This is a genomic window from Arthrobacter sp. K5, assembly GCF_040448525.1.
Taxonomy (GTDB): Bacteria; Actinomycetota; Actinomycetes; order Actinomycetales; family Micrococcaceae; genus Arthrobacter; species Arthrobacter globiformis.
The window spans coordinates 3,843,475-3,856,676 of record NZ_CP159279.1; the positions used below are offsets into that span (position 1 = coordinate 3,843,475).

At 66.9% G+C, this 13,202-nt stretch carries 9 protein-coding genes, 1 tRNA gene, 1 other RNA gene and 2 pseudogenes; 6 read left to right on the plus strand and 7 right to left on the minus strand.

Going from position 1 to position 13,202, the window contains the following annotated elements; translation table 11 throughout:
- The first annotated feature begins 57 nt into the window (after positions 1 to 57).
- Positions 58 to 282, plus strand: a complete 225-nt coding sequence (locus tag ABRP34_RS17545; RefSeq protein WP_003798448.1) for a hypothetical protein — start codon at positions 58 to 60, stop codon at positions 280 to 282.
- Between the two features lie 135 nt (positions 283 to 417).
- On the plus strand, positions 418 to 627 hold the full coding sequence (locus ABRP34_RS17550) for a hypothetical protein (RefSeq protein ID WP_353713396.1): 210 nt from the start codon (positions 418 to 420) through the stop codon (positions 625 to 627).
- Between the two features lie 118 nt (positions 628 to 745).
- Here ABRP34_RS17550 and ABRP34_RS17555 read toward each other — a convergent pair whose 3' ends face one another.
- Positions 746 to 2,104 carry an aspartate kinase gene (locus tag ABRP34_RS17555; protein ID WP_003798452.1) on the minus strand — a complete coding sequence of 453 codons (1,359 nt, stop codon included), beginning with the start codon at positions 2,102 to 2,104 and terminating at the stop codon, positions 746 to 748.
- A 115-nt stretch (positions 2,105 to 2,219) separates the two neighbouring features.
- The gene (gene recR, locus ABRP34_RS17560; RefSeq protein ID WP_003798454.1) at positions 2,220 to 2,819 is read right to left on the minus strand and encodes a recombination mediator RecR; all 600 of its coding nucleotides are present in this window, start codon (positions 2,817 to 2,819) and stop codon (positions 2,220 to 2,222) included.
- A 1,883-nt stretch (positions 2,820 to 4,702) separates the two neighbouring features.
- Between recR and ABRP34_RS17565 the strand changes: the two are divergent.
- Positions 4,703 to 4,924 (plus strand): annotated as a pseudogene (locus ABRP34_RS17565) (hypothetical protein); the annotation flags it as partial.
- 284 nt (positions 4,925 to 5,208) lie between these two features.
- On the opposite strand, the pseudogene ABRP34_RS17570 reads toward ABRP34_RS17565, so the two are convergent.
- The 3 genes and pseudogenes from ABRP34_RS17570 to ABRP34_RS17580 form a co-directional block, all read right to left on the minus strand.
- A pseudogene (locus ABRP34_RS17570) lies at positions 5,209 to 6,651 on the minus strand (DNA polymerase III subunit gamma and tau); the annotation flags it as partial.
- Positions 6,652 to 6,683: 32 nt separating this feature from the next.
- Positions 6,684 to 6,780, minus strand: an RNA gene (ffs, locus tag ABRP34_RS17575) — signal recognition particle sRNA small type.
- A gap of 72 nt (positions 6,781 to 6,852) precedes the next feature.
- Positions 6,853 to 7,176, minus strand: coding sequence for a hypothetical protein (locus tag ABRP34_RS17580; RefSeq protein WP_353711158.1), 324 nt, complete (start codon positions 7,174 to 7,176; stop codon positions 6,853 to 6,855).
- A gap of 76 nt (positions 7,177 to 7,252) precedes the next feature.
- Between ABRP34_RS17580 and ABRP34_RS17585 the strand changes: the two genes are divergently transcribed.
- Positions 7,253 to 7,340: transfer RNA gene (locus tag ABRP34_RS17585), tRNA-Ser, on the plus strand.
- Positions 7,341 to 7,407: 67 nt separating this feature from the next.
- On the opposite strand, the gene ABRP34_RS17590 is transcribed toward ABRP34_RS17585, so the two are convergent.
- Positions 7,408 to 8,316 carry an oxygenase MpaB family protein gene (locus ABRP34_RS17590; protein ID WP_353711159.1) on the minus strand — a complete coding sequence of 303 codons (909 nt, stop codon included), beginning with the start codon at positions 8,314 to 8,316 and terminating at the stop codon, positions 7,408 to 7,410.
- 159 nt (positions 8,317 to 8,475) lie between these two features.
- Between ABRP34_RS17590 and ABRP34_RS17595 the strand changes: the two genes are divergently transcribed.
- Complete coding sequence (locus ABRP34_RS17595) at positions 8,476 to 10,029, plus strand: M23 family metallopeptidase (protein ID WP_353711160.1); 1,554 nt, start codon at positions 8,476 to 8,478, stop codon at positions 10,027 to 10,029.
- A gap of 594 nt (positions 10,030 to 10,623) precedes the next feature.
- Complete coding sequence (locus tag ABRP34_RS17600) at positions 10,624 to 11,535, plus strand: phosphodiesterase (protein WP_353711161.1); 912 nt, start codon at positions 10,624 to 10,626, stop codon at positions 11,533 to 11,535.
- An 80-nt stretch (positions 11,536 to 11,615) separates the two neighbouring features.
- Here ABRP34_RS17600 and ABRP34_RS17605 read toward each other — a convergent pair whose 3' ends face one another.
- Positions 11,616 to 13,202, minus strand: coding sequence for a stealth conserved region 3 domain-containing protein (locus ABRP34_RS17605; RefSeq protein WP_003798465.1), 1,587 nt, complete (start codon positions 13,200 to 13,202; stop codon positions 11,616 to 11,618).

The window sequence follows — 13,202 nt, forward strand, 5'->3', positions numbered from 1 at the left end:
GCACGAATCGTTCGGTATCATTGGTAGTGGCACTAGTCTCGAAATGGAGTGGATACCGTGGCAAAAGAGAACGGCGCGCAGCGGTTCATGCGGGCAACCGGCAAGCTCAGGGCGGTTTTTGGACCGGCCAACAGGAGTTCGCTGGTCCACGACATGACCGAGGAGAACCGCAAACTGCTCGCCCAGCGCGAGGCCGAGACGCAGCAGTGGGAAACGGTCACGCGCCCGGACGGCAGCACATACGTTGTGCCCCGCAACCCCGACGATAAGTCCCTGCGCTAGCAGCCGCTGGATCATTTCGCCGGTCGGACTACTGCCGGCCGGGTTCTTTTTCGGGGTCCCGGCGTAAAATAAGGGCACTGGCAACCCGAAGGGCAGACGCTCTGACGCCTTCAAGCAGGGAAGGGGGTGGGACTTGTGGCACATGTGCTCAGTGGCTTTATGAACCTGACGGACAGGCTCCGGTTCGTATTCGGCCCTGCCGCCGTAGGCGATTCAGCTGCGCCGGTGGTTCACCTGCATGACGATTATGAGCATGCTTCCGAAGATGATTTGGCCCAGTTCGAAGTCGAGACCGACTCGGAGGGGCACCACTATGCTGTCCGTAAGAGCGACCTGGAAAAGTGACAGCGCCCTTATTCAAGCCGAAGAAGCCCGGTGCGTGAACGCACCGGGCTTCTTTCTGCGCTGGCTATGTCAGCGCTGCCTCTGACTCGCTGTCTCTGACGGCGCTGGGGCAGGCGGCCTAGCGGCCGGTGCCGCCGTAGACGGTGGCAACAGCTTCGCTGTCCAGGTCGAATGCTTTGTGGATGGCGCGGACAGCGTCATCGAGCAGGTCAGCGTGGGTCACCACGGAAATGCGGATTTCCGAAGTGGAGATCATGTTGATGTTGATGCCTGCGGCGGACAGGGCCTTGAAGAACGTGGCCGAAACGCCCGGGTGGGAGCGCATGCCGGCGCCGATCAGTGACAGCTTGCCGATCTGCTCGTTGTACTCGATGCTTTCGAAACCGATCTCGGCCTGGGCGGCACGGAGGGCGGCAAGGGCATCGGCGCCCTCGACGATGGGCAGCGTGAAGGAGATGTCGGTCCTGCCGGTGCCGTGCGTGGAAACGTTCTGGACGATCATGTCAATGTTCGAGTGCGCGTCCGCGATGACCTGGAAGATCGCGGCAGCCTTGCCGGGGATGTCCGGAACACCGACGACGGTGACCTTTGCTTCCGAGCGGTCGTGTGCAACACCGGAGATGATTGGCTGCTCCAAGGCAACTCCCTCTTGAGTCGTGATCTTGTCATCGGCGCCGGGCAGGACCCAGGTGCCTTCGTTCTGGCTGAATGAGGAACGGACGTGCAGCGGCACGCCGAACCGCCGGGCATATTCGACGCACCGGAGGTGGAGGATCTTGGCGCCGGAGGCGGCCAGCTCCAGCATCTCCTCGCTGGAGATGCGGTCGATTTTCTGCGCTGAAGGAACGACGCGGGGGTCCGCGGTGTAGATGCCGTCAACGTCGGTGTAGATCTCGCAGACGTCTGCCTCGAGGGCGGCGGCGAGGGCCACCGCCGTGGTGTCCGAACCGCCGCGGCCGAGGGTGGTGATCTCGTTGGTGGAGCGGCTCATGCCCTGGAAACCGGCGACGATGGCAATGTGACCCTTGTCCAGGGCGGTGCGGATGCGGTGCGGGTCGACGTCGATGATCCGGGCTTTGCCGTGGATTCCGTCCGTGATCATGCCGGCCTGGGAACCCGTGAAGGATTGCGCGGACGCACCGAACTTGTTGATGGCCATGGCCAGCAGGGCCATGGAGATGCGCTCACCGGCGGAGAGGAGCATGTCCATCTCGCGGGCCGGGGCTGAGTCGGTGACCTGGGCGGCAAGGTCAAGGAGCTCGTCGGTGGTGTCACCCATGGCGGAGACGACGACGACGACTTCGTTGCCGGCCTTCTGGGCGTCGACCACGCGCCGGGCCACGCGCTTGATGCCGTCAGCGTCAGCCACCGAGGAGCCGCCGAACTTCTGCACAATGAGCTGCGTGGTGACAGCAGCATCTGCGGGCAGCTCCTGCGGCTGCGGTTCGGTTTTCACATCGGTACTGGGCATACTCATGCGTGCACCCTCACTGGATCAAATTGGAGTTCTGGAGGCCAGGCGGCCTTGTGGCACGGCGGCCTACCCAGTTTATCGCTGTGGTCCGCCCGCTGTGGAATTGTGACCCTTACTGTCAGCTGAGGGCATTCCGGCGGCCCTCGAAGGCCCTGCCCAGGGTGACTTCATCCGCGTACTCAAGGTCGCCGCCCACGGGCAGCCCGGACGCGAGACGGGTGACCGCGATCCCGATGGACTGCAGCATGCGCGCCAGATAGGTGGCGGTGGCCTCACCCTCAAGATTCGGGTCGGTGGCGATGATGATTTCCTGGACGGCGCCGTCACTGAGCCGGTTGAGGAGCTCGCGGATCCGGAGCTGCTCCGGGCCGACGCCGGCAATGGGGTTGATGGCGCCTCCGAGCACGTGGTAACGGCCCCGGAATGAGCGGGTGCGCTCCACGGCCAGCACGTCCTTGGACTCCTCCACGACGCAGATGACGGCGGGATCCCGCCTCGGATCCCGGCAAATGTTGCACAGTTCCTGCTCGGTCACGTTGCCGCACGCGGCGCAGAACTTGACCCGCTCCTTGACGGTGGTGATGGCCTCCACCAGCCGCTTCATGTCCTGGGGGTCTGCCTCCAGGATGTGGAACGCCAAGCGCTGCGCGGACTTCGGTCCCACACCGGGAAGGCGTCCGAGCTCGTCGATCAGCTCCTGAACTGCACCCTCGTACACTTTTTCCTCGATTGCTTGGTTGAAAGATGGCCGGTGCCACCAGACGGGGCACCGGGACGTCGCGGGGCGGCCTGCCCGGCCCCTGGGTCCTCGCCTGGGGCGGGAGCCGCTTCAGGGCCGGTGCCGCCGGCTAGAACCGGGGCATCAGGGGGCTGCCGTCCAGCGACCGTTCTTCGATGAGCTTTCCGCCCAGAATACGCTCGACGGCGGCACGGCCAAAGACGCCCGACTCCTCAATGGTTTCGTCATCCGCGCTGGGGATGTCCTGCACGTACTGTGCCGGTTCCTCGATGCTCCGCGCTGGCGCCTTGGCCCGGCCTGCCTCGGCCTCCGGGCTGTTGGAGAGCCTCTGGTAGAGGCTCAGCTTGCCTCTGGCGGGAGTCGCCGGTGCAGGTGCAGGTGCCGGTGCGGTGGCACGGGCAGCCGCAACCGAGGGTCCGGCCTGGACTGACGGTCCCGCATTAACTGCTGGTCCTGCCTGGACTGCCGGTCCGGGGCCGGGTGCGAATACGGGAACCCGGACCGGGACGGCGTCGGCGGCTGCAGTCACGGCGGGTGGGCGGACGCCCTGGGTGGTGGGTGCACCGTAATCGTGGCTGGCAGCTGCCGGGGCGGATGCCATGGCGTAGGCGCGCTCGAGCTCAGGGGCGCCGCGCTCGGCAGTTTCCGGTCCGTTCTCAGCAGGGGCGCTCCAACCCGGGGCACCATCACCCGGGGCGCTCCAACCCGGCTCAGATCCACCCTGCTCAGGTCCACCCTGCACAGTTCCAGCCGGCGCAGTCCCACCCGGCCCGGTGGACGGCTGGCCTTCGGTGACGGGACCGCCAGGGTGCGGCGGCTGGGCGGCGGCCGGCGGGTACACCGGTGCGGCCGACCCGGTTGGCTCCTCGTCGCGCCCATTGGCAGCTGCTCCGGGGTATTTGCCCACATTGCTTTCGGAAGCGAGAGCCCACACGCCAGGTGTCTGCTCGACAGCGCGGGACCACGGATCAGCCGAAGTGTCCGGAGCAGGCTGGCGCTGCGCCTGTACCGGCGCAGCAGTTTTTGCAGGGGTCTGCGCAGCCGACGGTGCGGACCTGACAGGCCGGGTTACTTCCGGCGCCTGAATCTTCGGCGACTGTATCTCGGGCGCCGTTATCTCCGGTGCAGGCGATGGCGCAGGGCTGCTCTGCCACTGGCGCGACGGCTCCCAATCCATGGGAGGCTCTTCTTCCAGCGGAGGTGCGTCCTCGTCGAGCGGAGGGCCCCAGTCGTCATCCGGATAGGAATAGTCGCCGGCCTGCTGCTGCGGCCCACGGGCAACAGGGCCGTGTGACGCCACAGGCTCCGTGGCCACCGGCTGTGAGGCAGGTTGCCGGGACGACACGGACGGTGCATGGCCGGATGCTCCGGCAACACTGCCGGCGCCGACAGGTGCGGCGGGGGCAGCGGGTGCAGTAGTGGTTGCTGCGCCAGCAGCGCCTCCGACGCCGGCGGGTGCTTCGATGTCCGACCGGGACGCCGTGATGGTTGGTCCGGACCCCAACGGCGCGGAAACAGCAGCTGGAGCCTGCGGCGAAGAAGGAGGGACATGCCCGGCGGCGGGCGCGGTGGCCGAATCCGGCGACACCGGAGCCGTGCCTGTTGCCGCAGGGCGGGCCGCGGCGGGCTCCGGCTGCCCGGGGCCACCAGCGGGTGCCAGGCCCCAATCTGCGTCGGTGGTGGTAGCCGGAATGTCCCGGCTAGTAGGCGCTTTTGGGTTTGGCTCAGAGCTCGCTGAGCTGCCGGCGCCTGCCACGGCGGTGATCTGGCAGTCGATGCCGATGGTTTTGTGGATGGCCTGGCGCAGATTCTCGGAGTGGTCTGCCCTGCCGAAGGCTCCGGCCAGCCCGGAGGTGGTGAAGATGAGCGTCAGGACCTGGCCGTCAAACTGGCCGACCTGGGCATTGGGCTCCACGAGCGCCCATGTGCTCCGCTTGATTCTTGCCAGGGTCTGCAGGACCTCGGGCCAGGCGCGGCGGAGTACCTCCACGTCGGCATGCCCACCGGCCGGGGCTGCACCGGCAGAGGCTGAGCTCGAAGGGGCTGTGTTCGAAGAGGCTGTGCTCGAAGGGGCTGTGTTCGAAGAGGCTGTGCTCGAAGGGGCTGTGTTCGACGGGGCTTGGGCGCGGGACTGCGGAGCGGGGGCCGAAGGGGCCGCCTGCGCCGCCACCGGCTCGGGGCTTGGGGCCTGTTGGCGCTGTGCCGGTTCAGGCCGCGGGGCGGACTCCGGTGCCTGCGAAGCCGCGGGACGCTGTGGCACAGACTCCCGGCCCTGGCCGTCGGGTGACTCCGGGGCCGGGCGGCGGTCGCGTGCGGCGGCGTCATCCATGGGCCAGTCACCCGTGGTGATCCGCGGTGCTGCCAGGGCTTCCCGTCCGGGTGCGTCCTGTGCCGCTGGTGCGTCCTGGATGCTGGGCGGGCCCACCCGCGGCCCGCTCTGCGCCGGAGCCGGTGCCTGGGCCGGTGCCGGAGCGGGCGGCGTTGGCGTGGACGCCGGAGCCGCCTCTGCCGGAGCAGGCGAAACCGGCGAAGCCGCAGCGGGAGCAGGGGTCGACGTGGCAGCAGGGGAAACAGCGGGCGCGGCTGCGGCAGGCGCCGGCATGGCCGCCGTAACCGCAGCGGGAGCACCGGCGTCGGACCCTCCATAGTTCAGGCGCCGCTCCACGCGGTCGATCCTGGCGGCGATGCCGCGTTCGGTCTGCTCGGAACTGGGCAGCAGGATGCGGGCGCAGAGCAGTTCCAGGTGCAGCCGCGGCGACGTGGCACCCGTCATCTCCGTCAGCGCGGTGTTCGTGACGTCGGCGGCGCGGGACAGCTCGGCTGCGCCGAGATTGTGTGCCTGGCTTTGCATCCGGGCGATCTGGTCGGCCGGCATGCCGCGGAGGATGGCCTGTGCGCTTTCCGGCATGGCCTGCACGATGATGAGGTCGCGGAAGCGTTCGAGGAGATCCTCCACGAAGCGGCGGGGGTCGTGCCCCGTCTGGATGACGCGGTCCACGGCGCGGAAGACCGTGGCAGCATCGGAAGCGGCGATGGCCTCGACGACGTCGTCCAGTAGCGAGGCGTGTGTGTACCCGAGGAGTGCCACGGCGAGTTCGTAATCGAGGCCATTGGGTCCGGCGCCTGCCATGAGCTGGTCCAGCACGGACAGCGAGTCCCGCACGGACCCCGCACCCGCACGGATCACCAGCGACAGCACGCCGGGGGCCACCGGGACGTTTTCCTGCTGGCAGAGCTGCTCGAGGTAGGCCATGAGCGGTTCCGGCGGTACGAGCCGGAAGGGGTAGTGGTGCGTGCGGGAGCGGATGGTTCCGATGACCTTGTCCGGCTCGGTGGTGGCGAAGATGAACTTGATGTGTTCCGGCGGCTCTTCGACGATTTTCAGCAGGGCGTTGAAGCCCGCCGAGGTGACCATGTGGGCCTCGTCAATGATGAAGATCTTGTAGCGGTCCCGTACCGGAGCATAGGTGGCGCGTTCCCGGAGGTCGCGGGCGTCATCCACGCCGCCGTGGCTGGCGGCGTCGATCTCGATGACGTCGAGGGAGCCGGCGCCGCCGCGGGCGAGTTCGACGCAGCTGGGGCAGACGCCGCACGGGGTGTCCGTGGGGCCCTTCGCGCAGTTGAGGCAACGCGCCAGGATGCGCGCAGACGTGGTCTTGCCGCAGCCGCGCGGGCCGGAGAAAAGGTAGGCGTGGTTCACACGGTTCTTGCGCAGCGCCGTCATCAGCGGCTCCGTGACGTGTTCCTGCCCGATAACGTCCGCGAACGAGTCCGGGCGGTACCTGCGGTAAAGGGCAGTTGTAACAGTCACAGGGAAAACCTACCTATAGGGACTGACATTAAATAAGAGACCCCTCATGCACCCGCCAGAGCCCATCTACCCTTGCTACCTTCCGGTCCTGGGGGAGTTCAACAGGATGACGCCACATGAGGGGCCGTCAGATACTTTACCTGAACTTTGGGCGTGGCTCGAATCGGCTCCGGTGGGGCAGTGGCGGGCGCCGCCGTCGTCTTAGCGGTGCCCGTTCACAGGCCAGCTCATGAACGCCGGCTCCTCGTAGGGGTGGGCCCGCCGCAATCCCTGCACAACGGCGTCGAGCACGTCCGCTTCCACGATGCACTCGATCCGGACCTCGGAAACCTCCTCCGGCTCGCCGGTGGTGCCGATGTAGGGGCGGGCTCCGGGCAAGGGGGTAAACCGTCCAGTGCCCGGCGACGTGAAGGAGCAGTGTGAGTAGTCACCCAGCCTGCCTGCGCCGGCATCTCCAATAGCGGTGAGCACCGCCTCGGCATGGGATTCGGGGACGTAAACCACGAGTGAATGCAGCTGGACCATGGCACCATTTTCGGCCGATTGGGAGATGCCGGAAAGTTCAGGTATTCTAGTATCTGCTTTTGGTTCAAGAGCAGCTGGAGAATTCGCCTAGCGGCCTATGGCGCACGCCTGGAACGCGTGTTGGGTTAACGCCCTCGGGGGTTCAAATCCCCCATTCTCCGCCATCGGAAAACCCGGTTCTGACATTGTCAGGGCCGGGTTTTCTGTTTCCTGCGTTGAGTACGGGCGGGGTTAGGTTACGCCCAGCCTCTGGAGCCGTTCGCGCGCGGCTAGCTGGCTGGGGCTAGCCGGGCCCAGTGCGCTGCGTACGACGGCGAGAGTCACCCTGGCGGCCGCCCTCACCGGCAGCGGCAGGGGGCCCAGCCGGGCAGTGCGCAGCCCAAGCAGCCGGCGGTAACCAGGCTCCAAGCTCAGGACGGCGGCCTCGAAAAGCACTCGGTAACCCGGTTTCAGCAGCGGGTGCAGGGGCGGATTCCTGATGAAGGCGACTGTTTCGGCCACCCGTTCGTCGCAGCGAAGAGTGCCACCGCCGAGCCATTCCCCAAGCTCCCGGTCGAGGGCGGCCTTGCTCTCTGGCGGAAACTCCACGCCCATGAGCCTGCCCGCCTGAGCCCATTCGCGCACGTAGGCATCCGGGCCTCCCGGGATGGGGCCGCCCCACAGTTCATGAGCGCGGAGGAACGAATCCGTGAACGTGATGTGCACCCAGCGGAGCAGTTCAGGATCGTTGGCGGAGTACTTCCGGACGTTGCCGCCGCCATCGACGTACTTGCCGTTGACGGACTCATGCAGCCGGCCCACCCTGCCGGTTGCCGCCTGGGCTTCAGTCGTGGATCCGTACGTGAGGGCGTGGATCCACGCCGTGGTCCGGGCCAGCCTGCCCAGCGTATCCTCGCGGAAATTCGAATGGTCGTGGACGCCGGCGAGGACTGCGGGGTGCAGTGTCTGCATCAGCAGGGACCGGATGCCGCCAACGATGGTCGCCACGCCGCCATGGACGGCCCAGACCGCAGAGCCGGGGAGGAAATACCCGGGATCGTCACCCTGGGCAAACTTCCGGGACCAGTCCGGCAGCGCATCCGGGCTGCCTGTCAGCGTGCGCTTCAGTTCCGCCTGCCATTCCGTCAGGAAAGTACCCATGTTTCATTCTCGCGCGCCAAGGCCAGCCGGTTAAGCCTATGACACTGCACGCGCTGGCCCCCCAGTTTTAGGGGTACCGCCCTGCTTTGGCCTGTGGCCACAATGGAGGACACGCTCGTCGAGATAGGAGTTTGGCGGGTACTGAACCAGGAGAATTCTGTGGCAAATAATGGGGGACACAAGCACGCACCGGGGGTGACCGGCCCGGGACGGACCGCCCTGCGGAGCCTATCCGCGGCGGTGGTTGTCGGCTTCTCCGTCTTTGCCTTCGGGTTCCAGGGGCCCGCCGCCACGATCCAGCAGCCCGTGGGGGCTGCCGTCCCGGTTGCTCCTCCCTCGGGAGTTGTCGGGCCGGAGCTCCTTGATCCAGACACCACCGCGCCCGGGTACCCGATCAGCGGCTCCGGCATCGCCGCCCCGGCGAAGGCTCCCACCGGACGCACCGTGTCGAATACCGCCGTCAAGGCAACCAAGACGGGCACCCCCAAATCTCCCGGTGTGGCTTCCAGCGCGCTGAAGCGGCCCGGGGCGGGCTTCCTCATGGCACCCCTGGAGGTGCTGACTCCCAGTTCCCCGTTCGGCCTGCGGCACAGCCCGATCACCGGCGAAGCTGGAGAGTTTCACTGGGGCCAGGACTACGCCGCCGCCTGCGGCACCCGCGTCTACGCTGCCGACGCCGGCGTGGTCCGGGCTGCCGGATGGCATCCCTGGGGCGGCGGCAACAGGGTGGAAATTGACCACGGCAATGGCCTGATCACCACGTACAACCACCTGCAGGGCATCGCCGTCGAAAAGGGCGACCATGTGCGGGTAGGCGAGATCATTGCGGAGGTGGGCACCACCGGATCCTCCACGGGCTGCCACCTGCATTTCGAGGTGATCAAGGACGGTCAGCATCAGGACCCGATGAAGTGGACCCTGCTGCCCATCCGGCAGACCGACCAGCTGACACCTGCCGTATATACCAGCTACGAAGGCGGCGCCGCCAACACGTACGCGTGGGCCATCCCCAACATTCCCGGCAACAGCGGGCCGGGCAACACTGACGACGGCCTGACGCCGGTCACCGCAGCCGCCGTGGCTAACCCGCGCAGCGGCCCGTCAGCCCCGGCGGGAACCACCCTGGTTGCCAGCTCGTCGACCTCCGGTTCCACCTCGTCCCGTCCATCGACCTCCAGCCCGACGGCGACTCCGACTGTTACGGCAAGCCCCAAGCCGACGTCGCCGAAGCCTCCCGCGCCGGCCAAGTCCCAGCCCACCCCAACGCCGACTCCCACACCGACGCCGACCCCCACACCGACGCCGACACCCACCCCGACACCCACCACGCCGCCGGCGGACCCGGCTCCGGTCGAACCGGCTCCGGCTGACCCGGCCCCCACCACGCCGCCGGCGGAGCCAGCGCCCACCGAGTCCGTGACCCCGGCACCCACCGATCCGGTCGAACCCTCCGCGCCGATCACGAGTTCCACACCTGCCCCTACGGATGTTGCCCCCGTCGAGCCCGCTCCGGCGCCTGTGCCGGATCCGGTCCCCACGCCGGCGGACACCGTAACCACGGTTCCGGCCGCGCCGGCACCGGCGCCAGTTCCCACGTCGGAACCGGCAACCGCGACTTCGCCAAGCGCCGCACCAACCGGGGATGCCGCCGCGGCACCAGCGAACGCCACAGCAGAAGCTGTTCCGACAGCGGAGTCCACGGCGGCGCCGTAAACGGTGGCGGGCAGCCGACGTCGGGCTGTCCGCTCACCGGGAAAGCCACGTGGTGAGGAGGTCCAGGGAATGCAACAGAGGCCAAAGCCGTTGTCATTAAAGACAGCCATGCACCCGGCGAGAGAGCACGATGTGACTTTCCTCCAAAAGATTCCGCCGACACCCGACGGAACGCACCCGGGCTTCGGTTGCCCTCAGGGCGATGCAGTGCCGGCGGCGGATGCGTCCGCCGACGACGGCTGTACAGGCTGTACCGGTAAGCCGGGCACTTTCCGGAAGAGCATTCCGCCCGGAACTGTCCGGGGGAGTTCCCCCTGCTTCTCTGCGGCGAAGCTGCCGGGCGCATAGCCCACTGTCCGTCAGGTTCGGCGGAATGCGGCAAACCCAACAATGCGGCAACTAATGGAGCGGTCATCGGGTGATGACCGAGCGAGGAAACGAAAGCGAGGAAGGTAGCCTGAAAGCAGCGGCGGTGTTGTAATTTTTCAACATGCCAACTCCCGTTTCCCCCTAGTTCGCTTTTTATCTGGTTGGATGGAACGTACTGAGAGGGACACAGGAGGCGCCCGCTTCCTAACTACCGCGAAGGCAGCAATGGAGCTCATCGAGGCCGAGCATCCCCGGCCACGCCATTTTCTACTCCACCTGAGTGACACCCATCTGTTGGGAGGTCCGGACCCCCTCTACGGCGCAGTTGACAGCGAAGCCCGCCTGATCCAGCTCTTCGATGAGGTTCAGGCCTCCGGCGCACGCCCGGAAGCCGTGATTTTCACCGGCGACCTGGCGGACAAGGGCGACCCCGAGGCCTATGCCAAGCTCCGCGCTGTCGTGGAGCCCGCATGCCGGGACCTCGGCGCCCAGGTCATCTGGGCCATGGGCAATCACGACAACCGCGCCAACTTCCGCGCGGGCCTGTTCGACCAGCACGGCAACGACGACCCCGTCGACCACAGCTACTACGTCAACGGGCTGCGGGTCATCACCATGGACACGTCCGTGCCCGGATATCACCACGGCGAACTCAGCGACAACCAACTGGACTGGCTCGCCGGGCAGCTGGAGACCCCCGCACCGGACGGCACGATCCTGGCCCTGCACCATCCGCCGGTTCCGTCGGTGCTGGACCTGTCGGTGCTGGTGGAGCTCCGCGACCAGGCGTCCCTGGCGGCCGTGGTGCGCAACTCGGATGTGCGCAGCATCCTTGCCGGCCACCTGCATTACTCCACGACGGCGAGCTTCGCCGGCATCCCTGTGTCCGTGGCCTCGGCGACGTGCTACACCCAGGACCTGAACGTTCCGGTCGGCGGCACGCGCGGCCGCAACGGCGGACAGGCCTTCAACCTGGTGCACGTTTATGAGCACACGGTGGTGCATTCAGTGGTGCCGCTGGGCGCAACTCCGACTGTGGGCGAGTATGTCAGCCCGGAGGAAACGGAACGGCGCCTGGCAGCAGCCGGAATCCGCATCCCGGAAGGGGCCAAACGCCCGATGCTCACGCGGAAATAGAGGGCTCACGCGGAAGCAGCGTCAGTACACACAGAAACCCCGCCGGAGCCGGATCCGGCGGGGTTTCTGCGTTGTGACGCCTACTTTTCCCAGGGCGCCTTGATCGGGAAGTACTTCTCCAGGAAGTCCGTAACCAGCTCCGCACGTTCGCCGGCCGGAACCTCCGGGAAACTGCCGTCGTTGAGGCAGAAGAAGTCCATGTTGCGCTTGGTCAGCAGCTTGGGCAGGTACTTCAGTCCCGACCGGAGTGTGGTGTCCACGTAGCGCACCTTGGCTGCCGTCTGGGTGACGGCCCGCCCGGTCAGCAGCGCGTAGTAGTGGTAGAAGGAATTCGTGACGGAGATGTTGTCCGCGGCCCTGAACGTGCTGGCGGCAGTCTTCGCGAACTCCGCGGGGAACTCCTGCTCCATCTGGGCAACCAGGCTGCGCCGCAGCGGTGCCGCCGTGTGCTCCAGGTGGCGGGTGGTGATCCGGCCGAAGCGGTTCCAGAGCAGTTTGCGGTTGACCCGCGCCGCGTTTTCGAAGCCGCTGCGTTCGGCGTCGTTGTCGCCGAGGCCGATGCGGGTCTCCGCCTCGATGAACTTGGTGATGCCACCCGGAGTGAAGAACATGTCCGGCCCCACAGGCCGCCCGAAGAACATGTCATCGTTGGAGTAGAGGAAGTGCTCGGAAAGGCCCTCGATGTGGTGCAGCTGGCACTCCACGGCCTGCGAGTTGTGCGTGGGCAGCACCGACGGGTCGGCGAAGAACTCCTCGCTCCGGACAATGGTGACGGACGGGTGGTCAGCCAGCCATTCCGGCGCGGGGGAGTCCGTCGCGATGAAGATGCGGCGGACCCACGGTGCGAACATGTACACCGACCGGAGCGCGTACTTGAGCTCGTTGATTTGCCGGTAGCGCGCCTCGTGGTCATCGCCTTCGCCAAGGACGGCTCCCGCCATCCGGGCACGCCGGGCGGCGATGTACTCCGGGGAGGTGCCGTCCACCCAGGAGAAGACCATGTCGATATCAAAGCTGATATCGCTTGCGTGGTCAGCGAACATATTCTCGATGGTGGGCCAGGTGTGCCCATACCGCTCAACCGTTCCGCGGACGGCATCGTGTGCCATCATGGTGCGGCGGGTCAGGGAGTTCTCGATCGGCAGGATTACTTCGTTGCCCAGGAAGCTCCACAGCTCCACCTGGACGCCGGCGGAGGCCCCGAATTCGAAGCCGCCGTTGGGCTCCACCCGCGGGCGGTACAGCCGGAAGATGCGTGCCTGCCGGTTGACGGAGAGTTCGCCGTCGGCCACCAGGACGGACGTCTTCTTCTTCGCGTCCACGGTCATGGAGTAGAACGGCTCGCTCCGGCAGGCGTCAACGAGGGCGGACCGCAGCTTCTTGCGGTCCTTCCAGTCGAGGGCGACCACCGGACGGTCGTTGTTGCCCCGCACCAGCAGGTAATCCAGCCCGGCCCCGTCCAGCACATTCCGCAGGAAGAGCAGGTCCTCGACCATGGCCTGGTAGGGCGTCCGTGTGTCGTTGATCAGCGCATAGCGGCCTGACCGGCGAACGACGTCGGGGCGGTGCTTGAGGCGCGCCACAGCCGCCGGCGACGTTGCTTCCGCGAGTGCGGGTACGTCCTCGGATGCCTGACCGCCGTAGTAGATGTCATCCTGAACAGTCAC